Origin of the sequence: uncultured Alistipes sp., assembly GCF_902388705.1 — a bacterium.
Taxonomy (GTDB): domain Bacteria; phylum Bacteroidota; class Bacteroidia; order Bacteroidales; family Rikenellaceae; genus Alistipes.
The window spans coordinates 25,961-52,678 of record NZ_CABMQJ010000012.1 but is presented as its reverse complement, the minus strand read 5'-3'; the positions used below and the strand labels follow the sequence as shown (position 1 = coordinate 52,678).

Below are 26,718 nucleotides of genomic sequence, written 5' to 3'. Positions count from 1 at the left end.
ACCCGCCGCACGCACAGCGTACATACGGAACATATCATCGGCACCTCGCCGCAAATCGAACACGTCCGCGTGCTGATAGACAAGGTCGCGCCGTGCGAGGCCCGCGTACTGATTACGGGCGAAAACGGCACGGGCAAGGAGCTGGTGGCGCGCTGGCTGCACGCCAAAAGCGCCCGTGCCGCGGCGCCGTTCGTCGAAGTCAACTGCGCGGCGATTCCCTCGGAGCTGATCGAAAGCGAGCTTTTCGGCCACGAGCGGGGCGCATTCACCTCGGCCATCAAACAGCGCAAAGGCAAATTCGAGCAGGCCGACGGCGGCACGCTCTTCATGGACGAAATCGGCGACATGTCGCTGGCGGCACAGGCCAAGGTACTGCGTGCGCTGCAGGAGAACAAAATCAGCCGCGTGGGCAGCGACAAGGACATCGACGTGGACGTGCGCGTCATCGCTGCGACGAACAAGAACCTGCGCGAGGAGATTAAGAAAGGCAATTTCCGCGAAGACCTCTACCACCGTATCGGGGTGGTCGTGGTGCGCGTCCCGGCACTGCGCGAACACGCACAGGACATTCCGCAGCTCGTCGACCACTTCATCGGCGCAATCTGCACCGAATACCGCATCCCGCCCAAACGCATCGAAGCGGACGCCCTCGGCGAACTGCAGTCGATGCCGTGGAGCGGCAACATCCGCGAACTGCGCAACGTCATCGAACGGCTCATCATCCTGAGCGAGGAGCGGATTACGCTCGACGACGTAAAGGCATATTGCTGACGGCGTCCCTAAAACAGGATTCCGGCCTGCAGCAGCACGGTGCCGTGACGGAGCCGTTCGCCGAATTCGGCCGCAAAATGCGCACCCGCGTATTTTTTGAGCCGCTCCAGTTCCTGCATTTCGTAACCGGCCGAAAGGAACAGCTCCGTCCCGCTGCGCAGCGCATACCGCACCCCGACCGAGGGGTTGAGCATAACCCCGCCGTTGGCCTCCCGGCCCGGAGCGAAAGCATAGCCGGCTGCACATCCTGCATAAGGCGTAAAACGCCGGGGGCGCGTAACGAGCAGCCGCACATCGGCAAAGAGGGGTACCAGCGTCTTTTCGTAAAAGGAGAGCCCGGTTCCGGCGCCCGCCAGGAACCGCCGCCCGACACGACAATACCCCGCAACCCGCCAGACGAGGGGCGTGGACGCGGGCTCGCTCAAGGCGATGCCCGTACCGACAGCCGTCGAAAAGCAAAAACGCCGCGGCGCCTGTCCGCAGGCCGCCCGCACGGCCAACGCCGCAAACAGCAGCAACACGAACCTTTTCATCGTATGCTGACCGTTATCCGTTTCACAATCCGCAAAGCCGTCGTAAGTGCGGAAACATCGGAGGACACATCCCCGGAGCTGCCGTCCGGACTGCTGTGCCCGACCAGCACGGCCCCGAACTCCGTTACGCCCGACGACAGGTCGACATCGGCGGCGTAGACCACGGCAGGCTGGCCGCTTCCATGCCGTCCGCCCGAGTAACCGGGCTCCCCCGCCTTTGCCGACGCGGGATAGGCTTCGTTGAAATCGGTCGAATGGTTCACCTCGACTTTCACGACGAACCGCGTCAACCCGCCGGCCGGGCATAATTTCACGCCGAAACTGCCGCGGGGCGTCGCCCCGGAGATGCCGTCGGCCAACGGCTCCTCCTCGGTCGGCAGGTACAGTCCGTCCGGATAGCGCACACCCCGGCAATGGCACCAGTGCGGCAAAGCCTCCCGGCGGCGGTTTCCGCCGGCCGCCAGCCACGACCGGGTGGCGATTTTATGACTTGCGTAAACCGTCGCGAGGTAGTTGCCCTCCGTGTCCTCCAACCAGACCGCTATCTGCGGCGGATTCTTCTTTTTGATTCCCAGCAACAGCGGGAAATCGTGCAGCCAGGCATCGCCCTGTTCGACGGAAACCTCCAGGCTTCCGTGTCCGTACACCACCAAATCCTTCTCGCAGCCGCAAAGGAGTGCGAGCGGCAAAATCCAAATCATCATCATTTTTTTCATCTTTTCGTTTCAATAATTTGTTACCATTCGGTAACATTCGGTTTAAAAAAAAGTGACGCGGAGCCCGTCACATATGGAAAAATAAATCGACAAGTTTGTCGATTCCCCGGCCGATGCGCTCCCACCCCGCATCTTCCGCAATCGGAATCCCGTTGTAAACGGGGCAGAACTCCCCCAGCAGCACCAGGTAAGTCACCGAAGCCGTCAGGAAAGCCGCCAGCACCGCAATCTCCTCTTCGGCATGTCCCGAGCGCAGGCAGACCTCGCGTATGCGCTCCATACCGATTCGTTCGCGCTGCTCCCGCAGCTTTACAATCAGTTCGTTGTCCGACGACAGTTCCCAGCGGTACAGCCGCTTCAGCGTCGGATTGCCGCGCAGCTGCCCGATTTGGTCGCGGAACGTCTTTTTCAGGAAAGCGGGCAGCTCTTCCCGGGCAGGGATGCCGTCCTGAAAATTAATCCAGAAATCGTGCCGGCGGATGTAGGCCGCCATCAGCCCTTCGAGCGAGCCGAAATAGCGGTATATAAGTATCTTCGACACCCCCGAGCGGGCCGCGACCGCATTGATGCCGAGCCGCTCGAACCCGTTTTCGCGAATCTCGTCGCCGACCGCCTCCAGCAAACGCCGCTCCGTCGCCTCCCTGTCCCGTTCCGTTTTCCCGTTTATCATTTCATATGTTACTAATCGGGAACAAATATAGGAAGCCGTCCGGTAATAAGCAAATTCCACGGCATAAAAATTTCGGGAAACGGGAAAACACCGCCCGGCAGGTACGAAAGAGGCTGCCTAAAGCAACTCGAAAATTTCCCCGGGCGTGTCGACGATATGCTGCGCGCCCGCCTCTTCGAGTTCCGCACGATCGCGGAATCCCCACGTAACGCCCACAGACCGGACACCGGCTGCGGCTGCGGTCTGAATGTCCACGCCCGAATCGCCCACGTAAAGCACCCGCTCTTTCGCCGCGCCCGTGAGCGAGAGTATCTCCCCCACCACCGCAGGATCGGGTTTCAGGGGCACGCCCTCGCGCTGTCCGAACACCACGGCGAACTCCACGCCGGGAAAAAACAGGCGGACGAGCTTCTCGGTTCCTGCCTGGAACTTGTTCGAAGCCACGGCCATGCGGATACCCCGCTGCACGAGCCCGTCCACCAGCTCCGGAATACCTTCGTATGGCTCGGTATGGGTGTCGATATGCTCCGTGTAGTATTTCACGAAGTCGGCGCGCACGGCCGCAACCGTATAGGGCGTACGCAGCTCTTCGGGCAGCGCCCGCTCCACCAGGCGCATGATGCCGTTGCCCACGAAATGACAGTACTGGTCGTAAGTATGCTGCGGCAGTCCGCGCAGGGCCAATACGGCGTTGCACGCGACGGCCAAATCGCCGATCGTATTGAGCAGCGTGCCGTCGAGGTCAAAGATGACCAAATCGGTATTCCTATTCTTTTCCATAATCAGGACGGCGGCCGGCAGTTCCTGCGGCCTTTTTAATTTTCCAGCCCGCAGCCGCCACGACGAGCGACATCAGCGGGCTGACGATATTGAAAATACAGTAAGGCATATAGACGAAAGTCGAAACCCCGAGCACCGTGGCCTGCGTCATGCCGCACGAGTTCCACGGCACGAGCACCGAGCACACCGTGGCGGAATCCTCGACCGAGCGGCTCAACAGTCGCGGCTCGAGCCCCCGCTCGGCATAAAGTTCACGGAACAGGCGCCCCGACAGGATAATCGAGATATACTGGTCGGCGGTGCAGAGGTTGAAAAAGATACCCGCGCCGACGGTCGAGGCCACGGTCGAGAACGTACGGCGGACGAAACGCAGGAAGATAGCGGTCAGCGAACGCAGCATGCCGCTGCCCGTCATCACGCCGCCGAAGCACATGGCGCAGATGATTAACCACACGGTATTGAGCATGCCCGCCATGCCGCGCGTGGCGACCAGCTCGTCCAGGTGGGGACTTCCGGTCGGAATCGCCGTCGGGCCGAAGCAGCTCATCAGCACGCCCTTGAACCCCGACATGAAATCGAGGCTTCCGACGCCCGCCACTTTCGCCACCATTTCGGGTTGGGCCAGCAGCATGGCGACACAGGCGAAGACCGCCGCGCAGAAAAGCGTCACGATGGCCGGCAGCTTGCGCACAATCAGCACGCCCGTGGCTACGGGTACCAGCAGCAGCCACGGCGTAATGCGGAACGCGGCGCGCAGCGAATCGGCGTAGAGCCCGGCGTGCGCACCCCCTGTATGGTCCAGCATCAGTCCCGCGACGATAAAGACCGCCAGTGCGATGACGAACGACGGGATGGTCGTGTAGAGCATATACCGGATATGCGTGAAAATCGGCACGCCGACAGTCGACGAGGCCAGCACCGTGGTGTCGGAAAGCAGCGAGAGTTTGTCGCCGAAGTAGGCGCCCGAGATAATCGCGCCGGCGATCCACCCCTCGGGAAAACCCATGGCCTGCCCGATGCCCATCAGCGCCACGCCGATGGTGGCGATGGTCGTCCACGAACTGCCGGTCATAAGCGACACCCCGGCGCAAATCAGGCACGAGGCGACGAGGAAAAACGAGGGATGCAGGATTTTCAGCCCGTAGTAAATCATCGTCGGCACCACGCCGCTCACCATCCACGACCCGGCGATGGCGCCGATAAGCAGCAAAATGACGATGGCCGACGCCGAGGCGCGGATATTGTCGATAATCGCCTCTTCCAGCACCGACCATTTGCAACGGTAGATGCCGATCGAGAGCATCACGCAGACCGACGTGGCCGACAGCAGGGCGATTTGGCTACCGCCGTTGATCGCATCGCCCCCGAAACCGCGGATGACCACGTACAGGAGCAGCGTCAGCACCGCCAGCGGCACGGCGGACACCCACGCCGCGGGCAGTTTCGCCCGGTTGTCTTTCAGATTCGGATTCTCATTAACCATACAAGCGGCAAAAATACGAAAAACTTATAAAAAACCCGCATGCCCGGCGCCGCAGGTAGCCTTTTCCGGCCGGATGATAGGTAAGTGCGGCTTTTCGGGCCCCGCCCTTTTTGTATTTCCGATATTTTGCCTAACTTTGATAAAACATACTCACTTAACGCAAAATGGCGGTTCAGACTCTCAAAAAGGTTGTTCGGTTCTACATCGACGGATTCCGCGGCATGACCGTGGGCAAAACCCTGTGGGCCATCATCCTCGTCAAACTGTTCATCCTGTTCGCAATCCTCAAGATTTTCTTCTTCCCCGACTTCCTCGCCGGGCAGAGCCCCGAAGAGCGCAGCCGCTCGGTCATGAAAGAACTAACCCCCGAAAAATAACTTTCAGATATGTTATCGGATTACCTGCAAACAGTCGACTGGTCGCGTGCGCAATTCGCCATGACGGCCATATACCACTGGCTTTTCGTTCCGCTCACGCTGGGACTGGGGTTCATCATCGCCATCATGGAAACCCTTTATGTCCGCACGGGCGACGCATTCTGGAAACGCACGACCAAATTCTGGATGCGCCTGTTCGGCATCAACTTCGCCATCGGAGTTGCCACGGGCATCATCCTCGAATTCGAGTTCGGCACCAACTGGTCGAACTACTCGCATTTCGTAGGCGACATCTTCGGCGCACCGCTGGCCGTCGAGGGCATCATGGCTTTCTTCATGGAGAGCACCTTCATCGCCGTCATGTTCTTCGGCTGGAACAAGGTTTCCAAAGGCTTCCACCTCACGGCGACGTGGCTCACGGCCATCGGGGCCAACCTCTCGGCGTTGTGGATACTGGTCGCCAACGCGTGGATGCAGTACCCCGTAGGCTGTACGTTCAACCTCGCGACCGTGCGCAACGAGATGACCTCGTTCTGGGACGTGCTCTTCTCGCCCGTGGCGATGAACAAATTCTTCCACACGATTACTTCGTCGTTCGTACTGGCGGCGCTCTTCGTCGTGGGCGTCAGCGCCTGGTACCTGCTGAAAGGCCGCGAACGGGAGATGGCCCGCAAAAGCATCGCCATCGCCTCGGCTTTCGGCTTCGTCTTCGCACTCGTCACGGCCATGACGGGCGACAAGTCGGGCGCCGTCATCGCCCGCGTGCAACCGATGAAGCTCGCCGCCATGGAGGCGCTGTACGACGGACAGCAGGGTGCGCCCCTGACGGCTATCGGGATCGTGAAGCCCGAAGCGGAGCGCACCTCGAACGAGGACGCATTCTACTTCAAAATCGACATCCCGAAACTGCTCTCCATCATGAGCTTCCGTGACGCCGACGCCTATGTGGCAGGCATCAACGACCTGGTGGACGGCAACGAGGAGTACGGCGTGATGTCGGCCTCGGAAAAAATGGAGCGCGGACGCCTCGCCGTGGGCGAGCTGGCCCGCTACCGTGCTGCGCTCGAGGCGGGCGACCGGACGGTAATCGACGAGGTCACGGCCAAATTCGACCCCTCGACGCCCGAAGGCAAGGAGTTCCTGCGCGAATACTTCGCTTATTTCGGCTACGGCTATCTCAACGCCCCGCAGGACATCGTTCCCAACGTGCCGCTGCTCTTCTACTCGTTCCGCGTGATGGTCGGCGCAGGTTGCTTCTTCATCCTGCTGCTGGGACTGGTATGGTGGCTCAACCGCCGGGACAGGCTGGCCGGCAAACGCTGGCTGCTGTGGGTCGCCATCTGGTCGATTCCGCTGGCCTACCTCGCCTCGCAGGCCGGATGGGTGCTGGCCGAGGTCGGACGGCAACCGTGGGCCATTCAGGATTTGATGCCCGTGGGCATCGCGGCGTCGAAAATCGGCAGCACCTCCGTAACGGCCACGTTCGTCATCTTCCTCGTCCTGTTCACGGCGCTGCTGATTGCCGAATTGAGCATCCTGTTCCGCCAGATTAAAATCGGGCCCGAAAACGAAAAACAGTAAACGACTATGGATACCCTGATACTTTTGCAACACTATTGGTGGCTTATTATCTCCCTGCTGGGGGCCTTGCTGGTATTCCTGCTCTTCGTGCAGGGCGGACAAGGGATACTCTACGGCATCGGCAAGACCGAAGAGGAGCGTAACATGCTCGTCAACTCGCTGGGCCGCAAATGGGAGTTCACCTTCACGACGCTCGTGACCTTCGGCGGCGCGTTCTTCGCGTCCTTCCCGCTGTTCTACTCGACTTCGTTCGGCGGCGCATACTACGTATGGATGGCGATTCTGTTGAGTTTCGTCATCCAGCCCGTAGCCTACCAGTTCCGCCGCAAGGCAGGCAACGTCTTCGGCGAAAAAACCTTCAACGTATTCCTGATAATCAACGGCATCGCAGGCCCGCTGCTGCTGGGCACGGCCGTCGGCACGCTCTTCACGGGTGCCAACTTCACGGTCGACCGCCTCAACCTGGCCAACGGCGCGGGCAGCGGCAGCGCGACGGTCATCTCGCAGTGGACGACCCCGTGGCACGGATTGGAGGCGCTCGGCGACCTGCGCAACGTAGCGCTGGGACTGGCCGTGCTGTTCCTCGCCATGACGCTCGCCTGCCAGTATTTCATGAACAATATCGACGACAAGACCATCCATGAACGCGCACGCAAACGCATGGCCATATTCGCCGTCCCGTTCCTCGTATTTTTCCTGACGTTCTTCGTGTGGCTGCTCTTTTCCGACGGCCGGGCGGTCGACACGGCAGGCCGGATTTCCATCGAGTCCTACAAATACCTGCACAACCTGCTCGCAATGCCCTATGTGGCGGCCGTGCTGCTCATCGGCGTGGGAGCTGTGCTGTGGAGCATCTTCCTGGGATGGCGCGGCAGGCGCAACGCCATCTGGTTCGGCGGCGCAGGCACGGTGCTGACGGTGCTGGCGCTGCTGCTCTGCGCCGGGTGGAACGACACGGCCTATTACCCCTCGCTGGCTGACATGCAGTCGTCGCTGACGATTTACAACTCCTCGTCGAGCCTCTTCACGCTCAAGGCGATGAGTATCGTTTCGCTGATGATTCCCTTTGTCGCGGCCTATATCTGGTACGCATGGCGGGCGATGAACCGCAAATCCATCACCCGCGAAGAGATACGCGGCGACGATCACCAATACTGATTTGCACCGAAACACCGATTCATCCGAATGAAAACCAAAGTTCTGATAATGGCGGCGGCCCTGTGCGCGCCGTTCGCCCTCCGGGCCGCCGAACCGCTCCGCATAGGTGTCGCCGGCGTGTCGCACGGACATATCTACGAAGTGATAAGCAAAGCCCACCGCGGGGATTTCACGGTCGTGGGCGTATGGGAAGCAAACGACAGCCTCCGTGCCGCCACCCGTCTGCACGACAAGGTCGACGGAGCGCTGTTCCATGCCGACCTCGACAGCATGCTCGACGCGACGAAACCCGAAGCCGTAGTGGCATTCGGGCCGGTGTACGACCACCTGCGGGTGGTGGAAGCATGCGCACCGCGGGGTATCCACGTAATGGTCGAAAAACCGCTGGCTGTCAGTGTCGCGCATGCGCACCGCATCGCCGACCTGGCCCGCCGCCACGGCATTATCGTGATGACGAACTACGAAACCACGTGGTACGCCACCAACGAGGAGGCATTCCGGCTCGTCCGCACGGGCGAAATAGGTGAAATCACCCGGATGAATATCTTCGACGGACATCAGGGGCCGGTGGAAATCGGATGCGGACCCGAGTTCCTGGCATGGCTGACCGACCCCGAACTGAACGGCGGCGGCGCAGTCACGGATTTCGGATGCTACGGAGCGAACCTCGCCACGAAGATGTTCCTCGGCGAAAAACCGCTGAAAGTCACCGGCGTGCTCAAACAGCAGAAACCGCATATCTACCCCAAAGTGGACGACGACGCCACGATTGTGCTCGAATATCCGACGGCTACCGTACAGATAATGGCATCGTGGAACTGGCCGATGAACCGCAAAGACATGCACATCTACGGCAGCCGCGGATATATCTACCAGGACACCCCGACCTCCATGCGCGTGTACACCGGCGGCAAGGAAACGACCCTGGCCCCGCCACGGCTGCAGGCCCCCTGCGACGATTCGTTCCGTTACTTCGCAGCCCTGATCCGCGGTGAAATAACGATGTCCCCGTACGACCTGTCGGCACTTGAGAACAACGTGACCGTCGTCGAGATACTCGAAGCCGCCAAACAGAACGCAGGGGGCTCCCCGCTGCATGCCGACCGGCCGCAGCCGGCAGAATAAGAACACATGCGACCGGGCTCCGTCACCGGGGAGGGACCGGCCTCCCATCCGAAAATTACTCGGGGCCGGCAGAGGGATATTCACCCTGCCGGCCCCGAGAGGTTTTCCCGCAGGCCTTACCGCCCTGGGGGAAGGGCACATCTTCCGGAAGCTATTCCTCCGGTGTCCCGAACGGATACTTGTTCTGCTGCACGTCGTCGAAACGCAGGCCCTTCTCGTAGGTCTTCATCGCACGGCGGCTCATACCCATCGACGAGAAACCGCCGTCATGATAGAGGTTCTGCATCGTAACCTTGCGCGTGAGATCGGAAAAGAGCGTCAGCACATAGTCCGCGCAGTCGTTCGCCGAAGCGTTGCCCAGCGGCGACATGTTCTCGGCAAACTCCATCAAATCGCCCAGCCCCAGCACGCCGCTGCCTGCCGTTGTCGGCGTCGGCGACTGCGACACGGTATTGATGCGGACATGCTTCTCGCGGCCGTAGATATAGCCGAAACTGCGGGCTATCGACTCCAGCAGCGCCTTGGCGTCGGCCATGTCGTTGTAGCCGTAGAGCGTGCGCTGCGCGGCGATGTACGAGAGCGCCACAATCGAGCCCCAGTCGTTGATAGCGTCCTTGCGGCGCGCCACCTGAATCGCCTTGTGGAACGAAATCGCCGAAATATCGAGCGTCTTGGAGAGGTAATCGTAATCCAAATCGTCGTACGTACGCCCCTTGCGGACGTTGGGCGACATGCCGATTGAGTGGAGCATGAAGTCGAACTTGCCCCCGAAGTGCTCCATCGTCTTGTCGATCAGGTTTTCCAGATCTTCGACGCTCGTGGCGTCGGCCGGAACGACAATCGTATTGCATTTTTCAGCCAACTGGCCGATTGTACCCATGCGAATAGATACGGCAGTATTCGTGAGGACGATTTCGGCTCCCTCCTCGACGGCGCGTTCCGCCACTTTCCATGCGATCGACTGCTCGTTGAGTGCTCCGAAAATCAGGCCCTTCTTACCTTTCAATAAATTGTATGCCATCCTATTTTAGATTAAAAATTCGGGCAAATGTAACAAAAATATTTGAATTCGAGCACCGAACCGCCCGAAAACACATCCGCCCACGCCGGCGGCGGCCACGGCCGGAGGGGCTCCAACCCCGCACCGCAGGCTCCCGGCAGACCAGAATTCCTGCACCGGGGAAAACAGGTATTCCCGCATGCGGGCTGCCGACGCCGCACCTCCCGTTTTCAAAAAAAACGACACGTAAATTGCAGCTTTTTCGCCGTTTGCACATTTATCCGCCAATTTATCGTACCTTTGTCCCCGATTAAAACAGACACATGACTATTACAGACGATTTCAGTGCCCTTGGGCTCTCCGAGCAAATGCTCGCTGCAGTCCGGGCCAAGGGATTCGAGATGCCCACCGCAATCCAGAAGCTCACCATCCCCCACCTGCTCACCAAAACCAACGACATCATCGCCCAATCGCAGACCGGCACGGGTAAAACCGCAGCCTACGGCCTGCCGATACTCCAGTCGCTCGAACCGGCGCACGGCCCCGTACAGGCCATCATCCTCGTACCGACGCGCGAACTGGCGCTGCAGGCCGCCGAAGAGTTGCTCTCCTACAACCGCGAAAAACGGCTCTCGATTACCGCCATTTACGGCGGCGCCGCGATGAGCGAACAGCTGCGGCGCCTCGCCAAAGGGGTCGACATCGTCGTCGGTACGCCCGGCCGCGTACTCGACCACATCCGCCGCGGCACGATGAAACTCGCGAACGTCCGCTACCTCGTACTGGACGAAGCCGACGAAATGCTCAACATGGGCTTCGTGGAGGATGTCGAAGAGATTATGAGCCACACGAGCGACGAGCGGCGCGTACTGCTCTTCTCGGCGACGATGCCCGAACGCATCATCCGCCTCTCGAAAACCTATATGCGCGACACAGAAATCGTGCGCGTCGAGCACAAGCAAATCACGGCCGACCTCACGGAACAAATCTATTTCGAGGTGCGCGAGGCCGACAAGTTCGACGCCCTGACACGTATCATCGACGTCGAGCCGGAGTTCTACGGCATCATCTTCGCCCGCACCAAAATCGGAGCCGACGAAACCGCCTCGCGCCTCGCCGCACGCGGCTATGCCTCCGAGGTGCTGCACGGCGACGTATCGCAGGCGCAGCGTGAGAAAATACTCCGCAAATTCCGCGACAAGAGCATCAATATACTGGTAGCCACCGACGTGGCCGCGCGGGGTATCGACGTGGGCAGCCTGACCCACGTAATCAACTACTCGCTGCCGCAGGATTCCGAAAGTTACGTACACCGCATCGGCCGTACGGGCCGCGCCGGCAAGCAGGGCACGGCCATCACGTTCGTATCGCCTTCGGAATTCCGGGGACTGAACAACCTGATGCGCGACATCAAAGTCGAGATCAAACGCGAAACCCTCCCCTCGCCGCAGGACATCGTAGAGATGAAACGGCTGAAAATCAGGGAGGACATGCAGGAGATCGTCGAAAACGAAAGCTACGACGACTACAAAACGTTCGCCGAAGAGCTCCTGTCGGAATACACGCCCGACGTGGCGCTCGGCGCCCTGCTGCGCCTGGCGTTCCGCGGCGAACTCGACCAGAGCAGCTATCCCGAAATCAGGTCGTTTTCGGTCGACCGCAAAGGTACGGCGCGGCTGTTCCTTGCCGTGGGCAAGCGCGACGGCTACACGGCACGCAAACTGGTCGACATGCTCAAATTCAAGTGCGGCCTGCGCGACAAACAAATCGACGACGTGCGTATCTCAGACAACTTCTCGTTCGTGAGCGTTCCTTTCCGCGACGCCGAAGAGATTGTCCGCAAGCTCAACCGGCTGAACCGGGGACAGCGGCCCATGGCCGAAATCGCCCGCGACGGAGAGCAGGAAGCCCCGGCACGCCAACCCCGGCGTACGAAAAGCACGGACTACCAAACCGGCGGGCAAACCTACGCCCCCGCGCCCCCAAAGCCGGTGCGCAAGGAGAAGCCGTCAGCCCCGAAGCAGGCGTTCCCTGCCGACACCGACGAATCCGCCGCACCGCGCAGCAAGCCGAAAACCCGGGCCAAAGCCGACGCACAGGATGAAATCCCCGATTTCAGCAAGATGTCCAACGAGGGATTCGACTGGTCGGCGTTCATGAAATTCGACGACGGCGAGAAATGGGGCCGCGACGAAAACGGCAAGGGGAAAGGCAAAGGCAAAACCGCCAAAAGCGTCCGCAAAACCCCGAAAAAGACAGTCACGGCCGCCCAGCGCATCGCCGCGAAAGGCAAGAAGCGGAAATAGCCTCCGGAAAAATCCCGTCAGGGAAAAATATACGCACCAAAAAAGGCCCGGCTTCGGGTCTTTTTTGGTTTCAGGCACGCGGGGAGGGGCGAAAAAAATCCGGACTGCAACCTTTCGTTTGCAACCCGGATATTGTCCTTCTGGCGGAAAGAGAGGGATTCGAACCCCCGGAGCCTCGCAGCTCAACGGTTTTCAAGACCGCCGCAATCGACCACTCTGCCATCTTTCCGGAGGCAAAAGTAGCACGGATTTTCCATTCTGCCAAATCTTCATCCCGATTATTTCCCTGCGGACGGCGGTAAAGTTCCGATTCGGATAGATTATTTTTGACTTTTAGGAAAATTGCATATCTTTGTCAACAAGTTAGGTAAGGACGCAACTTTTCACAACATACGACATGAACAAAGCGCAGTTGGTCGAGGCAGTCGCCCTCGACGCGAACATCTCGAAAGTCGACGCGCGCAAAGCAGTCGACTCCATCATCCGGATGACCGTACAGGCTCTTCGCGAAGAAGAGCGCCTTACCCTGACGGGCCTCGGGACATTCAGCGTGCAGCACAAACCGGCACGCATGGGCCGCAATCCCCGCACGGGGGCTCCCGTGAAAATCCCGCCCCGCAAGGCCGTCAAATTCCGGCCCACCGTCGAACTCGAGTAACTGCGTCATTCAAACACATTCTCACACATGCCAGAAATTTCACAACGCGCCGAGCAGATGCCGGCTTCCCCGATACGCAAACTCGTTCCGCTGGCGGAAGCCGCACGGGCCCGGGGTACGAAAATATACCACCTCAACATCGGACAGCCCGACCTGCCGTCGCCGAAAAACGGCCTCGACGCGCTCAAAAAAATCGACCGCAAAGTATTGGAATACAGTCCGAGCGACGGTTACCGCTCGCTCCGCGAAAAGCTGGTCGGCTACTACGAGCAGTTCCAGATTAAACTCTCGCCGGACGACATCATCGTCACCACGGGCGGCTCCGAAGCGGTGCTGTTCGCCTTTATGTCGTGCCTGAACCCCGGCGACGAAATCATCGTTCCCGAGCCGGCCTACGCCAACTACATGGCGTTCGCCATCTCGGCGGGAGCCGTTATCCGGCCCGTGGTGTCGTCTATCGAACAGGGATTCGCACTGCCCGACGTGGCGGAGTTCGAGAAACTCATCAACGACCGGACGCGCGGCATCCTGATTTGCAACCCCAACAACCCCACGGGTTACCTCTATACGCGCAAAGAGATGAACCGCATCCGCGACTTGGTCAAAAAATACGACCTGTTCCTCTTCTCCGACGAGGTATACCGGGAGTTCATCTACACCGGCTCGCCCTATATTTCGGCCTGCCACCTCGAGGGCATCGAGCAGAACGTGGTGCTGATTGATTCGGTGTCGAAGCGTTACTCCGAGTGCGGCATCCGCATCGGGGCGCTCATCACCAAGAACCGGACGCTCCGCAACGCCGTGATGAAATTCTGCCAGGCGCGACTTTCGCCCCCGCTCATCGGGCAGATTGTCGCCGAAGCCTCGATCGACGCTCCCCGCTCCTACTCCACGGAGGTATACGAGGAATACATCGAGCGGCGCAAATGCCTGATCGACGGACTGAACCGCATTCCGGGCGTCTATTCGCCCATTCCGATGGGCGCCTTCTACACCGTGGCGCGGCTGCCGGTGGAGGACAGCGACGATTTCTGCGCATGGTGCCTCTCGGATTTCGAATACGAGGGCGAAACGGTGATGCTCGCCCCCGCTTCGGGCTTCTACTCCGATCCGGCATGCGGCCGCAACGAAGTCCGCATCGCCTACGTGCTCAAGAAAGAGGACCTCGAACGCTCGCTGCTCATACTGGGCAAGGCGCTCGAAGCCTACAACAAACGGAAATAAACGCTCTGGAATCCGATACGGGTGCGGCACGGAAAATGCCGCACCTTTTTTATGGACATCGCTTACGCCGCACCCACCCTTTCGGCCAAACCTATACCATTCAGTACAATTTTAGGGAATTTTAGGCCAAAAAGTTTGGCCGACGTGGATAGTTTTTATACTTTTGCCCTCGATTTTTTGCGCCCTGCGGGTGCAGACAAGTATTAACCAAACCAATACGTTATGAAAAAACTTTTCCTACTTCTGGCCGCCGCTGCCATCGCTTCGGGAGCATACGCCGAGGGTTATCAGGTGAACAACATGTCGGCCAAGCAGACCGGTATGGGACACGTGGGTACGGCCATGAAGCTCAATTCGGAATCGATATTCTTCAACCCGGCCGCCACGGCATACCAGACGTCCCGGTTCGACATTTCGGTCGGCGCCACGGGCATCCTTTCGAACGTGCGTTACCAATCGCTCCCCACGCTGGAGAACAATTACACAAGCGGGCCGATCGAAAAATCCGACAACAAACTTTCGACTCCGCTCCACCTCTATTTCAACTATAAACCCACCGACAAACTGGCCGTCGGCCTGGGCTTCTATACCCCCTACGGCTCTTCGATGAACTGGGGCGACAACTGGTCGGGCGCACACCTCGTGCAGGAGATCAACCTCTCGGCGTTCACCATCCAGCCCACCGTGTCGTACAAAATCTGCGACCGCCTCTCGATTGGCGCGGGCCTGATGGTTTCGTGGGGTAATTTCGACCTGTCGCGTTCGCTGCTCTCGCCCACCACACGACGCGGGCTCATCGCAGGCATGATCGACCCCAACATCACCAAACTGGAAGGCGCCATTGCCATGCTTCCCGACGGTGAGCAAAAACAGCAGGCCATCGCGCAGCTCCAGATGCTGCAGGGCGCCAAAGGCTACCTCGACAGCACCATGGACAAGTCGATTGTGTCGGCCAAACTCGAAGGCAACGCCGACGTCGCCATCGGTGTAAACGCCGGCTTCCTGTGGGACATCACCGACGAGTGGTCGCTGGCCATGACCTACCGTTCGCGCCTGAACATGAAAGTAGGCAAAGGACACGCAACGATGAACATCGACCCGAAGGCTGCGGCACTCATCGCGCAGCTCGGTCAGCTCTCCCCGGGCACCGAACTGATCCCGGGCCTCGACAAAGGCACGTTCAACGCCGAACTGCCCCTGCCGACGACCGTTACGTGGGGCGTATCGTTCCGCCCGGCCGTGAAGTGGGAGTTGGCCGTCGACCTGCAATGGAGCGGATGGTCGGCCTACAAAGCCCTGAACGTCGAGTTCAATGAAAAGGAACTGGGCATCAAACCCATCTATTCGGTGAAGAATTACTCGAACACACTGGCGTTCCGCTTCGGAGCGCAGTACCGCGCGACCGACTTCATCACGGCCCGCATGGGTATGTACGTCGACGAAAGCCCCGTAAGCAGCGACTACCTCAATCCCGAAACCCCGTCGATGACCAAAGTGGCCTATACCGCCGGCGTCAGCCTGCGCCCCACAAAATTCATGTCCGTCGACCTGGCTTACTGCTACGTGTCGTCGGCCGACCCCGAGCGCACCGGTTCCTATCCCGTTTACGGCTATACGAGCGGCAGCCTCGAGGAGGTTTTCTCGGGCAATTATAAACTCCACGCCAACGTCTTTTCCATCGGCGTAGGATTCAGTTTCTAAAACCGGGAAAAATTACTATATTTGCGGTGCGTTTCCGACAACGGAACGCACCGCAATTTTATACGGCCTCATAGTTCAAGGGATAGAACGAGGGTTTCCTAAACCCTAAATTCGCGTTCGAGTCGCGGTGAGGCTACCAAACGTAAAACGTTGCAGATGATAGATCTGCAACGTTTTTATTGATAAATATACGCCCGCATCCCGGGCCGTGCGCGAAGGTCAATCACCGAGCATATACCGGTCCATCGATTCGATAAACCGGTCGATTTCCCGGCTTTTGTATTTATCGATACAATTCAGGATAACGGCTTTTTTCCGGCCGAGGTCTTCGACATCCGTAGGCCCGATACTTTCGACGAATTTTTTCGCATACCCGGCAACTTCCCGGAAAGCTTCCGGCGCATACCTGCCGGTATCGAAATAGACGGCCTGTGACACATCCTGCTCCGAAATCCGCAAATCGCGAAAACCTTCGCCGATACAAACACAAAGAAAATAGTCTTTCAGCAGCTCCCGCTGCGCCCTGACATACTCCCGTCGGGGCTTCATTGCGCACGCCGCCGAAAAGCCGCCGAAAAGCACAAAGCACAACAGCAGGATAAAACACGACTTCCTGTCCATATGGGTCAACCTGTTGAAAATTCGGAGGAAAAACCGGAATAAGTACGGAGTGAGTTTCGGATATTCGGACTTTTCGCCACCGGAAAACCCCTCCTCCTGCAAAACTAATATATTTTTCCGGTTTTTGGGTAACCCATGCGATTTTCGGATTGATTTCCTATCTTTGCCCCGTAAATACGACTGAAAAATGGAATCGCTCAAGGAACTCTATAAAATCGGCACCGGCCCGTCGAGCAGCCACACGATGGGGCCCCGGAAAGCCGCCGAACGCTTCGCCGAACGGTGCCGCGACGTCGACGCCTACCGCGTGACGCTCTACGGCTCGCTGGCGGCAACGGGCAAAGGACACCTCACCGACACGGCAATCCTCTCGGTACTGGAGCCCGTAGCGCCGACCGAAATCGTCTGGAAGCCCGAAACGGTACTGCCCTTCCACCCCAACGGCATGCTCTTCGAGGGACTGAAGGGGAATAAGGTCGCGGACAGCTGGACGATATACAGCATCGGCGGCGGCGCGCTGGCCAACGAAACGTCGAGGCTCGAAGTGCCCAGCAGCATCTACCCGCTGACGACAATCTCCGAAATCAAGGAGTGGTGCTACCGCGAGGGCAAAACCTATTGGGAATATGTGAACGACTGCGAGGGCCCCGGAATATGGGAATACCTCGACGAAATATGGACGGTGATGTGCGAAACAATCCAGCGCGGCCTGAACAACGACGGCGTACTGCCCGGAGGGCTCAAAGTCGCCCGCAAGGCCTCGACCTACTGGGTCAAGTCGAAAAGCTACGCCGATTCGCTCAAATCGCGCGCAAAGATATACGCCTATGCGCTCGCCACCTCGGAGGAGAATGCCTCGGGCGGCATCGTCGTGACAGCCCCCACATGCGGCTCCTGCGGCGTCGTGCCGGCCGTGCTGTACCACCTGGCGACCTCGCGCGACTTCCTGCGCATCCGCATCCTGCGGGCTCTCGCCACAGCCGGATTGTTCGGCAACGTGGCCAAAACCAACTCATCGATTTCGGGCGCCGAGGTCGGCTGCCAGGGCGAGGTGGGCGTCGCATGCGCCATGGCCGCGGCTGCGGCCTGCCAGCTCTTCGGCGGCACCCCCTCGCAAATCGAGTACGCCGCCGAGATGGGGCTCGAACACCACCTGGGACTTACGTGCGACCCGGTATGCGGACTGGTGCAGGTGCCCTGCATCGAGCGCAACGCCATTGCAGCGGCGCGTGCCCTCGACGCCAATATCTACGCGACGCTTTCCGACGGCTCGCACCTGGTATCGTACGACAAGGTAGTGGAGGTGATGAACGAAACGGGGCACAACCTCCCGAGCCTTTACCGCGAAACGTCGGAGGGAGGGCTTGCCAAGCGTTACGAACGCAAGAAATAATCCGCCACAGCTATCCACAGCGCAAATCCCGGAGCCTATGGCTCCGGGATTTGCGCTCTTCGCAGTACGTGATTTTCCGTTGCCCGAACCGATAAGGCATCCGGCCAGAAAAAAAGTGCAGCCGATACAATAGCCGGCACCACGAACCGGCTCGATTTCCGCATAATTCTAAAATAGCGACGGCGCAAAGGCATGGAGAAACTCCCGGCCGGGCAAAAAAAGAGGCCGTTCGCAGGGAACGGCCTCTTTCGAATCGTATGTGTGTAACTTCGGTTTACTGCGCCTGCTGGAGCGACTCCAACTCGGCTTTCGAACCGACCACGAGGTTGTCGTAATCGCGCAGGCCCGTACCGCCGGGAATCAGGTGACCGCAGATAACGTTCTCCTTGAGGTTTTCCAGCGGATCGACCTTGGCCTGGATAGCCGCTTCGTTGAGCACTTTGGTGGTTTCCTGGAACGAAGCCGCCGAAATGAAGCTCGAAGTCTGCAAAGCGGCACGGGTGATACCCTGCAGCACCTGCGTCGAGGTTGCGGGAACGATGTCGCGCACCTGCACGGGTTTCATGTCGCGGCGCTTGAGGCTCGAATTCTCGTCGCGCAGCTTGCGCAGCGAAACGATCTGGCCGGGCTGCAGCGAGGTCGACTCGCCTGCGTCGGTAACGACCACCTTGTCGTAAAGCTCGTCGTTGACATCCATGAACTCCCACTTGTCGACCACCTGGTCTTCGAAGAAGCGGGTATCTCCCGGATCCTCGATTTTGACCTTGTTCATCATCTGGCGAACGATGACCTCGAAGTGCTTGTCGTTGATCTTCACACCCTGCATGCGGTATACCTCCTGCACCTCGTTGACGATGTACTCCTGTACTTTCGTGGGGCCGAGGATGTTGAGAATGTCGCTCGGGGTGATGGCACCGTCCGACAGCGGGTTGCCCGCCTTCACGTAGTCGTTCTCCTGCACGATAATCTGGCGCGACAGGGGCACGAGGTAACGTTTCACGTCGCCCTGCTTCGAGGTGATGATGATTTCACGGTTACCGCGCTTGATCTTGCCGAACGAAACCTCGCCGTCGATCTCCGACACGATAGCCGGATTGGACGGGTTACGGGCCTCGAACAGCTCGGTAACGCGCGGCAGACCGCCGGTGATGTCACCGCCCGACTTGCCGACGGCACGCGGGATTTTAATCAGGATATCGCCGGCCTTAATCTTGGCATTGTCCTTCACCACGACGTGAGCCGAAACGGGCAGGTTGTACTGCTTGACCTCCTCGCCCTCCTTGTTGACAATCTTAATGACGGGGTTCTTGGTCTTGTCTTTCGACTCGATAACGACCTTCTCCGAAAGACCCGTCTGCTCGTCACGCTCCTCGCGGTAGGTAATACCCTCGATGACACTGTCATAAACGGCCTTACCCTCGTACTCGGAGATGATAACGGCATTGTACGGATCCCACTCGCATATCAGGTCGCCTTTCTTGACCTCGGCGCCGTCCGCCATGAAGAGCGTGGAGCCGTAGGGCAGGTTGTGCGTATAGAGGACAATCTCGGTCTTCGGATCGACGATGCGGAACTCCGACTGGCGCGAAATGACGATGTCGATTGCCTCGCCCGTGGCGTTCTTGCCTTTGACGGTGCGCAACTCGTCGATTTCCAGACGGCCTTCGTACTTCGAAACGACATTGGTTTCGACAGCCGAGCCACCGGCCACACCACCGACGTGGAACGTACGGAGGGTAAGCTGCGTACCGGGCTCGCCGATCGACTGTGCGGCAATCACACCGACGACCTCGCCTTTCTGTACCATGCGGGCCGTAGCCAGGTTGCGGCCGTAGCACTTCGCGCAGACGCCGCGGCGCGCCTCGCAGGTCAGCACCGAGCGAATCTCCACCGACTCCAGCGGCGACTTCTCGATTGCCTCGGCAATCGCCTCGGTAATCTCCTCGCCGGCCTTGCAGATGACCTCGCCCGTGAGCGGGTGAATCACGTCGTTCAGGGCCACACGGCCCAGGATACGGTCGTAAAGGGTCTGCACCACGTCGTCGTTTCGCTTGATGGCCGTGGCCGTCAGGCCGCGCAGCGTGCCGCAGTCCTCTTCGTTGATAATCACGTCCTGTGCGACATCGACCAGACGGCGCGTCAGGTAACCGGCGTCGGCCGTCTTCAGTGCGGTGTCGGCAAGACCCTTACGGGCACCGTGCGTAGAGATGAAGTACTCGAGCACCGAAAGGCCCTCCTTGAAGTTCGAGAGAATCGGGTTCTCGATGACCTGCTGGCCACCCTCGACGCCCGACTTCTGCGGCTTGGCCATAAGACCTCGCATACCGCTCAACTGGCGAATCTGCTCTTTCGAACCACGGGCGCCCGAATCGAGCATCATGTATACCGGGTTGAAACCGTCGTCGTCCTTGATCAGCGTATCGATCACGGCCTTGGTCAGCTTGGTATTGATGTTCGTCCAGACGTCGATAATCTGGTTGTATCTCTCGTTATTGGTGATAAGACCCATGTTGTAGTCCTCCATGATGGAGTCCGAACGCTCGTAGCCCTCCTGCACGAGTTTCTCTTTCTGCTCGGGGATAATCACGGCGTCGAGGTTGAACGACAGTCCTCCGCGGAAAGCCATCCGGTACCCCATATCCTTGATGTCGTCGAGGAAAGCGGCCACCTTGTCGGCACCGGCCTTCTTCATCACCACGGCGATGATATCGCGCAGCGAACGCTTCGTCAGGATTTCGTTGATATAACCTACCTCCTTGGGAACCACCTGGTTGAACAGGATACGGCCGATGGTCGTTTCCTTCAGTTCGCGAATCGGGTTGCCGTCCGCATCGATGTCGTCCACCATGCACTTCACGATGGCATGCAGGTCGGCCTGGTGCTCGTTGTAGGCGATAATCGCCTCCTCGGGGCCGTAGAATATGCGGCCGTCGCCCTTCACGCCCTTGCGGGGTTTGGTGATGTAATACAGGCCGAGTACCATGTCCTGCGACGGCACGGTGATAGGCGCGCCGTTGGCCGGGTTGAGCACGTTGTGCGAACCGAGCATCAGCAGCTGGGCCTCCAAGATGGCGGCATTGCCCAGGGGCAGGTGCACGGCCATCTGGTCGCCGTCGAAGTCGGCGTTGAATGCCGTACATGCCAGCGGATGGAGCTGCATTGCCTTACCCTCGATCAGCTTGGGCTGGAAGGCCTGAATACCGAGGCGGTGCAGCGTCGGGGCGCGGTTCATCAGTACGGGGTGTCCCTTTATGACATTCTCCAGAATGCCCCAGATAACGGGGTCTTTCCGGTCGATGATTTTCTTGGCGGATTTCACCGTCTTGACGATGCCGCGCTCGATGAGCTTGCGAATCACGAACGGCTTGTAAAGCTCGGCCGCCATGTCTTTCGGAATACCCATCTCGTGCATCTTCAGCTCGGGTCCGACGACGATAACCGAACGGGCCGAGTAGTCGACACGCTTACCCAGCAGGTTCTGGCGGAAGCGGCCCTGCTTACCCTTGAGCGAGTCGGACAGCGACTTGAGCGGTCGGTTCGACTCGTTCTTCACGGCATTGCTCTTGCGCGAGTTGTCGAACAGCGAGTCGACAGCCTCCTGCAACATACGCTTCTCGTTACGCAGAATCACCTCCGGAGCCTTGATTTCAATCAGGCGTTTCAGGCGGTTGTTGCGGATGATGACACGACGGTAGAGGTCGTTCAGGTCGGACGTGGCGAAACGTCCGCCGTCCAGCGGCACCAGCGGGCGCAGCTCGGGCGGAATCACCGGAATGACGTTCAGCACCATCCACTCGGGCTTGTTCTTGCCCTCCGACGCGCGGAACGACTCGATGACGTTCAGGCACTTGAGCGCCTCGCTCTTGCGCTGCTGCGACGTTTCGGTCGAAGCCTTGTGGCGCAGGGCGTAGGACATCGTGTCGAGGTCCACCTGCTTGAGCAGCGTGTACACGGCCTCGGCGCCCATCTGGGCGACGAACTTGTTGGGATCGCTGTCGTCGAGGGCCTGGTTGCCCTTCGGCAGCGCGGCCAGCACGTCGAGGTACTCCTTCTCCGAAAGCGTGGCCAGACGCTCGATGCCCTGCTCGGCAGCGACACCGGCGTTGATAACCACGTAACGTTCGTAGTAGATAATCGCCTCCAGCTTCTTCGACGGGATACCCAGCAGGTAGCCGATTTTCGAAGGCAGCGAACGGAAGTACCAGATGTGAACCACCGGCACGACCAGCGAAATGTGGCCCATGCGCTCGCGGCGCACTTTCTTCTCGGTCACTTCCACACCGCAGCGGTCGCAGACGATACCCTTGTAGCGGATGCGCTTGTACTTACCGCAATGGCACTCGTAGTCCTTGACAGGGCCGAAGATACGCTCGCAGAACAGACCGTCGCGCTCGGGCTTGTAGGTACGATAGTTAATGGTTTCGGGCTTGAGCACCTCGCCGCTCGACTGGGCCAGGATCTCCTCGGGGGAGGCCAGGCCTATCGAAATCTGGCTGTAACCATTGTTCGTCTTATTGTCTTTGGAAATTGACATATTTGTTCTTCGTTTTTCTTATCCTAAATATACCTTACTCGAGTTTGACCGACAGGGCCAGGCCGCGGAGCTCGTGCAGCAGCACGTTCATGGCCTCGGGAATACCCGGCTTGGGCAGGTTCTCGCCCTTGACGATCGCCTCGTAAGCCTTGGCACGGCCCATCACGTCGTCGGACTTGATGGTCAGAATCTCCTGCAGGATGTTCGCGGCGCCGAAACCCTCGAGCGCCCAAACCTCCATCTCACCGAAACGCTGGCCGCCGAACTGGGCCTTACCGCCGAGCGGCTGCTGCGTGATGAGCGAGTAGGGGCCGATCGAACGGGCGTGCATCTTGTCGTCGATCATGTGGCCCAGCTTGAGCATGTAAATCACGCCCACGGTAGCCGGCTGGTCGAACATCTCGCCCGTGCCTCCGTCGTAGAGGTACGTGCGGCCGCTGTGCGGAATCCCCGCTTTGGCCGTGTACTCGTTGATCTGGTCGAGCGAAGCGCCGTCAAAAATCGGCGTTGCGAATTTCAGCCCCAGCTCACGGCCGGCCCATCCGAGCACGGTTTCGTAAATCTGGCCGAGGTTCATTCGCGAAGGCACACCCAGCGGATTCAGGCAGATGTCGACGATGGTTCCGTCCTCGAGGAACGGCATATCCTCGTCGCGCACGATACGGGCAACGATACCCTTGTTACCGTGGCGGCCGGCCATCTTGTCACCCACCTTCAGCTTGCGCTTCTTGGCGATGTAAACCTTGGCCATCTGGATAACGCCCGTCTGCGGAAGTTCATCGCCGTTGGTGATGTTGTACTTCTCGCGCTTGATGGCGGCATCCGCCTTTTTCCACTCGATGGTATAGTTGTTAATGGTAGCCTCAATGAGCGCATCGGTATGCGCGTCGCCCGTCCATTTGCACGAGCCGAGGTTCAGGTACCCCATCACCACGCCGGTCTTCTCGTCCGTCGACTTGCGGGCGATCTCCTCGAGCAGCTTCTGCGAGAATTTCGTACCCGCGGAATAGAGTTCCACCCCGAAGTAATCGGTGATACCGATTGTGGACTTGCCCTGGAGCAGCGTCCACAATTTGGCCACCAGGCGCTTCGTCAACTCCGAAATCTCGGCTGCGAACTTCTCGTCGAGTTTCTCGAGCTGCACCTTCTCGGCGCTCTTGCCCTTCTTGCCCTCCTTGCTGGCGCGGCTGTACAACTTCGTGTCGATGACCACGCCGTGCAGCGACGGCTGGGCTTTCAGCGAAGCGTCCTTAACGTCGCCGGCCTTGTCGCCGAAGATGGCACGCAACAACTTCTCCTCGGGCGAGGGGTCGCTCTCGCCTTTCGGGGTGATTTTACCGATCAGGATATCGCCCGGATGTACGTTGGCGCCGATACGGATGATACCGTTCGCATCGAGGTCTTTGGTAGCGTCCTCGCTCACGTTCGGAATATCCGAGGTCAGCTCCTCGACACCGCGCTTGGTGTCGCGCACCTCCATGATGTACTCGTCGACGTGCACCGACGTGAAGATATCCTCACGCTGGATGCGCTCCGAAATCACGATGGCGTCCTCGAAATTGTAACCTTTCCAGGGCATGAACGCCACCTTCAGGTTGCGGCCGAGGGCCAGCTCACCGTTCTGCGTCGAGTAACCCTCGGTAATAATCTGTCCTTTCACGACCTTGTCGCCCGTCAGTACGATGGGACGCAGCGTGATGGAGGTATTCTGGTTCGTACGGCGGTAGCGCGGAAGTTCGTAGGTCGTAATTTCCGGCTCGAACGAAGCGAGTACCTCGTCCTCCGTACGCTCGTACTTGATTTGTATCTTCGTCGCGTCGGCGAAAGTGACCTCGCCGTCGCCCTCGGCCACAATCTGGATGCGGCTGTCGGAAATCATGTCCTTCTCGATACCCGTGCCGACGATAGGAGCGTCCGTAGTCACCAGGGGCACGGCCTGGCGCATCATGTTCGAGCCCATCAGCGCACGGTTGGCGTCGTCGTGCTCGAGGAACGGGATAAGGCTCGCCGCAATCGAGGCAATCTGGTTCGGGGCCACGTCCATCAGGTTCACCTCGTCCGCCGTAACCACGGGGAAATCGGCACCCTGGCGCGCCTTGATACGGTCGGGCTGCAGGAAGTTGCCCGCGTCGTCGATCGGCATGTTCGACTGCGCCACGATCTTGCCCTCCTCCTCTTCGGCCGAGTAGTAACGGATATCCCCGTTGTTCAAGTCGATTTTGCCGTTTTCGACCGTGCGGTACGGGGTTTCGATGAATCCCATCGGCGAAATCTTCGCATAAACGCACAGCGACGAAATCAGACCGATGTTCGGGCCTTCCGGCGACTCGATCGGGCAGAGGCGGCCGTAGTGCGTGTAGTGCACGTCGCGCACCTCGAAGCCGGCGCGGTCGCGCGACAGACCGCCGGGGCCGAGGGCCGACAGACGGCGTTTGTGCGTGATTTCGGCCAGCGGATTGATCTGGTCCATGAACTGCGAGAGCTGCGAAGTACCGAAGAACGAATTGATTACGCTCGACAGCGTCTTGGCGTTAATCAGGTCTACCGGTGTAAACACCTCGTTGTCACGCACGTTCATGCGTTCGCGAATCGTACGCGCCATGCGCACGAAACCGACCGAGAACTGGTTCGACAGCTGCTCGCCCACCGTGCGGACACGACGGTTCGACAGGTGGTCGATATCGTCGACGTCTGCCTTCGAGTTAATCAGCTGAATCAGGTATTTGATAATGGCGATGATGTCCTCGCGCGTCAACGTGCGGATGGCCGGATCGATGTCCAAATCCAGCTTCTTGTTGATACGGTAGCGGCCTACGTCGCCCAAGTCGTAACGCTTGTCCGAGAAGAACAGCTTCTCGATGACGTCGCGCGCCGTAGCCTCATCGGGCGGCTCCGAAGCGCGCAACTGCCTGTAAATGTATACGACAGCCTCCTTTTCGGAGTTGCAGGGGTCTTTCTGCAGGGTATTGTAAATAATCGAGAAATCGACACCCGACAGGTTCTCCTTGTGCAGCAGAATCGTCTTGGCACCGCTCTCGATAATCTGGTCGATATGCTCCTCCTCGAGGACCGTTTCACGATCCACGATTACGTTGTTACGCTCGATGGAAACCACCTCTCCCGTATCCTCGTCGACGAAATCCTCCACCCACGTCGAAAGCACGCGTGCGGCCAGTTTGCGGCCCACGGCTTTCTTCAGGTTGGACTTGGTGACTTTCACCTCGTCCGCCAGGTCGAAAATCTCAAGAATCTGCTGGTCGGCCTCGTAACCGATGGCGCGCAGCAGCGTAGTGACGGGCAACTTCTTCTTACGGTCGATGTAAGCGTACATCACGTTGTTGATGTCCGTAGCGAACTCTATCCACGAACCCTTGAAAGGAATGATTCGCGCCGAATAGAGTTTGGTGCCGTTGGTGTGCATGCTCTGTCCGAAGAACACACCCGGCGAACGGTGCAGCTGGGATACGATGACACGCTCCGCACCGTTGATGACGAACGTACCCCGTTCGGTCATATAGGGAATCGTACCGAAGTACACGTCCTGGACGACAACACCGAAATCTTCGTGCTCGTCGTCCGTGCAGTAAAGCTTGAGCTTTGCTTTCAGGGGGACACTGTACGTAAGCCCGCGCTCGAGGCACTCCTCGATCGAATAGCGCGGCGGGTCGATATAGTAGTCGATGAACTCCAGAACGAAATTGTTCCGGGTATCCGTAATGGGGAAATTCTCCTGAAATACCTTGTACAGCCCCTCGTTTTTACGATTTTCGGCCGTGGTATCCATCTGGAAAAAGTCCCGGAATGATTTAAGCTGTACCTCCAGCAGATCCGGATAAGGCACCCGGTTCCTGACTGTCGAAAAGCTAATTCTTTGTTGTGTTTTTGCTGTGGACATCGTAAAATCCAAATTATGTTGAAGTGTAATTCTGGTGGGTTACGCTCCCCGAGTTGCTGGGTATTTGATTATCCCGCCAATGCCCCCGTTTGCAGGCGTATTTCGCCCCGGGAGCATCCTTTCTTCCAAAGAGTGGACACAGCTCCTGCTCGGCACTTCCAGTCTTTAGACCAAGAAAAGGCATAGAGCTTA

General features: G+C 59.0%; 19 protein-coding genes and 2 tRNA genes. 11 read left to right on the top strand and 10 right to left on the bottom strand.

Translation table 11 applies throughout. The features are described from left to right. Nucleotides 1-771, top strand: a 771-nt coding sequence (locus QZT71_RS05680) for a sigma-54-dependent Fis family transcriptional regulator (RefSeq protein WP_295913691.1), incomplete at its 5' end; no start/stop codon positions are given. An 8-nt stretch (nt 772-779) separates the two neighbouring features. On the opposite strand, the gene QZT71_RS05675 is transcribed toward QZT71_RS05680, so the two are convergent. From QZT71_RS05675 to QZT71_RS05655, 5 genes are all read right to left on the bottom strand, one after another. Next, nucleotides 780-1,304: a hypothetical protein gene (locus QZT71_RS05675; protein ID WP_295913689.1), complete on the bottom strand. Its 525-nt coding sequence runs from the start codon at nt 1,302-1,304 to the stop codon at nt 780-782. After that, a complete protein-coding gene (locus QZT71_RS05670; RefSeq protein ID WP_295913687.1) occupies nt 1,301-2,020 on the bottom strand; it encodes a hypothetical protein in 720 nt (239 codons plus the stop codon). Before QZT71_RS05670 ends, QZT71_RS05675 begins: the two co-directional genes overlap by 4 nt. A gap of 67 nt (nt 2,021-2,087) precedes the next feature. Then, entirely contained in the window at nt 2,088-2,690 is a 603-nt protein-coding gene (locus QZT71_RS05665) for a TetR/AcrR family transcriptional regulator (RefSeq protein ID WP_295913683.1), read from the bottom strand. 117 nt (nt 2,691-2,807) lie between these two features. After that, complete coding sequence (locus QZT71_RS05660) at nt 2,808-3,470, bottom strand: HAD family hydrolase (protein WP_295913682.1); 663 nt, start codon at nt 3,468-3,470, stop codon at nt 2,808-2,810. Continuing rightward, nucleotides 3,457-4,932: a Na+/H+ antiporter NhaC family protein gene (locus QZT71_RS05655; RefSeq protein ID WP_295913698.1), complete on the bottom strand. Its 1,476-nt coding sequence runs from the start codon at nt 4,930-4,932 to the stop codon at nt 3,457-3,459. Before QZT71_RS05655 ends, QZT71_RS05660 begins: the two co-directional genes overlap by 14 nt. A gap of 185 nt (nt 4,933-5,117) precedes the next feature. On the opposite strand from QZT71_RS05655, the gene QZT71_RS05650 reads away from it, so the two are divergent. The 4 genes from QZT71_RS05650 to QZT71_RS05635 are packed head-to-tail and all read left to right on the top strand — an operon-like array spanning nt 5,118 to nt 9,194. Beyond that, nucleotides 5,118-5,330, top strand: coding sequence for a DUF4492 domain-containing protein (locus QZT71_RS05650; RefSeq protein WP_295913680.1), 213 nt, complete (start codon nt 5,118-5,120; stop codon nt 5,328-5,330). A gap of 9 nt (nt 5,331-5,339) precedes the next feature. After that, nucleotides 5,340-6,911 (top strand): cytochrome ubiquinol oxidase subunit I, encoded by a 1,572-nt coding sequence (locus QZT71_RS05645; RefSeq protein ID WP_295913677.1) that lies wholly within the window; start codon nt 5,340-5,342, stop codon nt 6,909-6,911. Between the two features lie 6 nt (nt 6,912-6,917). After that, nucleotides 6,918-8,069, top strand: a complete 1,152-nt coding sequence (locus QZT71_RS05640) for a cytochrome d ubiquinol oxidase subunit II (protein WP_295913675.1) — start codon at nt 6,918-6,920, stop codon at nt 8,067-8,069. Between the two features lie 48 nt (nt 8,070-8,117). Next, a complete protein-coding gene (locus tag QZT71_RS05635; protein WP_295913696.1) occupies nt 8,118-9,194 on the top strand; it encodes a Gfo/Idh/MocA family oxidoreductase in 1,077 nt (358 codons plus the stop codon). 151 nt (nt 9,195-9,345) lie between these two features. Here the strand turns inward: QZT71_RS05635 and QZT71_RS05630 are convergent, their stop codons facing one another. Beyond that, nucleotides 9,346-10,215, bottom strand: coding sequence for an SDR family oxidoreductase (locus tag QZT71_RS05630; protein WP_295913673.1), 870 nt, complete (start codon nt 10,213-10,215; stop codon nt 9,346-9,348). Between the two features lie 302 nt (nt 10,216-10,517). Between QZT71_RS05630 and QZT71_RS05625 the strand changes: the two genes are divergently transcribed. Continuing rightward, a complete protein-coding gene (locus QZT71_RS05625) occupies nt 10,518-12,500 on the top strand; it encodes a DEAD/DEAH box helicase (RefSeq protein ID WP_295913670.1) in 1,983 nt (660 codons plus the stop codon). A gap of 141 nt (nt 12,501-12,641) precedes the next feature. Here the strand turns inward: QZT71_RS05625 and QZT71_RS05620 are convergent. Further along, a tRNA-Ser gene (locus QZT71_RS05620) sits at nt 12,642-12,729 on the bottom strand. A 168-nt stretch (nt 12,730-12,897) separates the two neighbouring features. On the opposite strand from QZT71_RS05620, the gene QZT71_RS05615 reads away from it, so the two are divergent. The 4 genes from QZT71_RS05615 (at nt 12,898) to QZT71_RS05600 (ending at nt 16,222) form a co-directional block, all read left to right on the top strand. Continuing rightward, on the top strand, nt 12,898-13,158 hold the full coding sequence (locus QZT71_RS05615) for an HU family DNA-binding protein (RefSeq protein ID WP_295913667.1): 261 nt from the start codon (nt 12,898-12,900) through the stop codon (nt 13,156-13,158). A 27-nt stretch (nt 13,159-13,185) separates the two neighbouring features. After that, the gene (locus tag QZT71_RS05610) at nt 13,186-14,382 is read left to right on the top strand and encodes a pyridoxal phosphate-dependent aminotransferase (RefSeq protein WP_295913664.1); all 1,197 of its coding nucleotides are present in this window, start codon (nt 13,186-13,188) and stop codon (nt 14,380-14,382) included. 222 nt (nt 14,383-14,604) lie between these two features. Next, nucleotides 14,605-16,083 carry an OmpP1/FadL family transporter gene (locus QZT71_RS05605; protein WP_295913661.1) on the top strand — a complete coding sequence of 493 codons (1,479 nt, stop codon included), beginning with the start codon at nt 14,605-14,607 and terminating at the stop codon, nt 16,081-16,083. 64 nt (nt 16,084-16,147) lie between these two features. Continuing rightward, a tRNA-Arg gene (locus QZT71_RS05600) sits at nt 16,148-16,222 on the top strand. A gap of 80 nt (nt 16,223-16,302) precedes the next feature. On the opposite strand, the gene QZT71_RS05595 is transcribed toward QZT71_RS05600, so the two are convergent. Beyond that, complete coding sequence (locus tag QZT71_RS05595; RefSeq protein ID WP_295913659.1) at nt 16,303-16,905, bottom strand: hypothetical protein; 603 nt, start codon at nt 16,903-16,905, stop codon at nt 16,303-16,305. Between QZT71_RS05595 and QZT71_RS05590 the strand changes: the two genes are divergently transcribed. Beyond that, complete coding sequence (locus QZT71_RS05590; RefSeq protein WP_295913657.1) at nt 16,892-18,097, top strand: L-serine ammonia-lyase, iron-sulfur-dependent, subunit alpha; 1,206 nt, start codon at nt 16,892-16,894, stop codon at nt 18,095-18,097. The two genes, QZT71_RS05595 and QZT71_RS05590, sit on opposite strands and share 14 nt — an antisense overlap. Nucleotides 18,098-18,371: 274 nt before the next feature. Here QZT71_RS05590 and rpoC read toward each other — a convergent pair whose 3' ends face one another. Further along, nucleotides 18,372-22,631: a DNA-directed RNA polymerase subunit beta' gene (gene rpoC / locus QZT71_RS05585; protein ID WP_295913655.1), complete on the bottom strand. Its 4,260-nt coding sequence runs from the start codon at nt 22,629-22,631 to the stop codon at nt 18,372-18,374. Between the two features lie 34 nt (nt 22,632-22,665). After that, nucleotides 22,666-26,526 carry a DNA-directed RNA polymerase subunit beta gene (gene rpoB / locus QZT71_RS05580; RefSeq protein ID WP_295913653.1) on the bottom strand — a complete coding sequence of 1,287 codons (3,861 nt, stop codon included), beginning with the start codon at nt 26,524-26,526 and terminating at the stop codon, nt 22,666-22,668. Between the last annotated feature and the right edge of the window lie 192 nt (nt 26,527-26,718).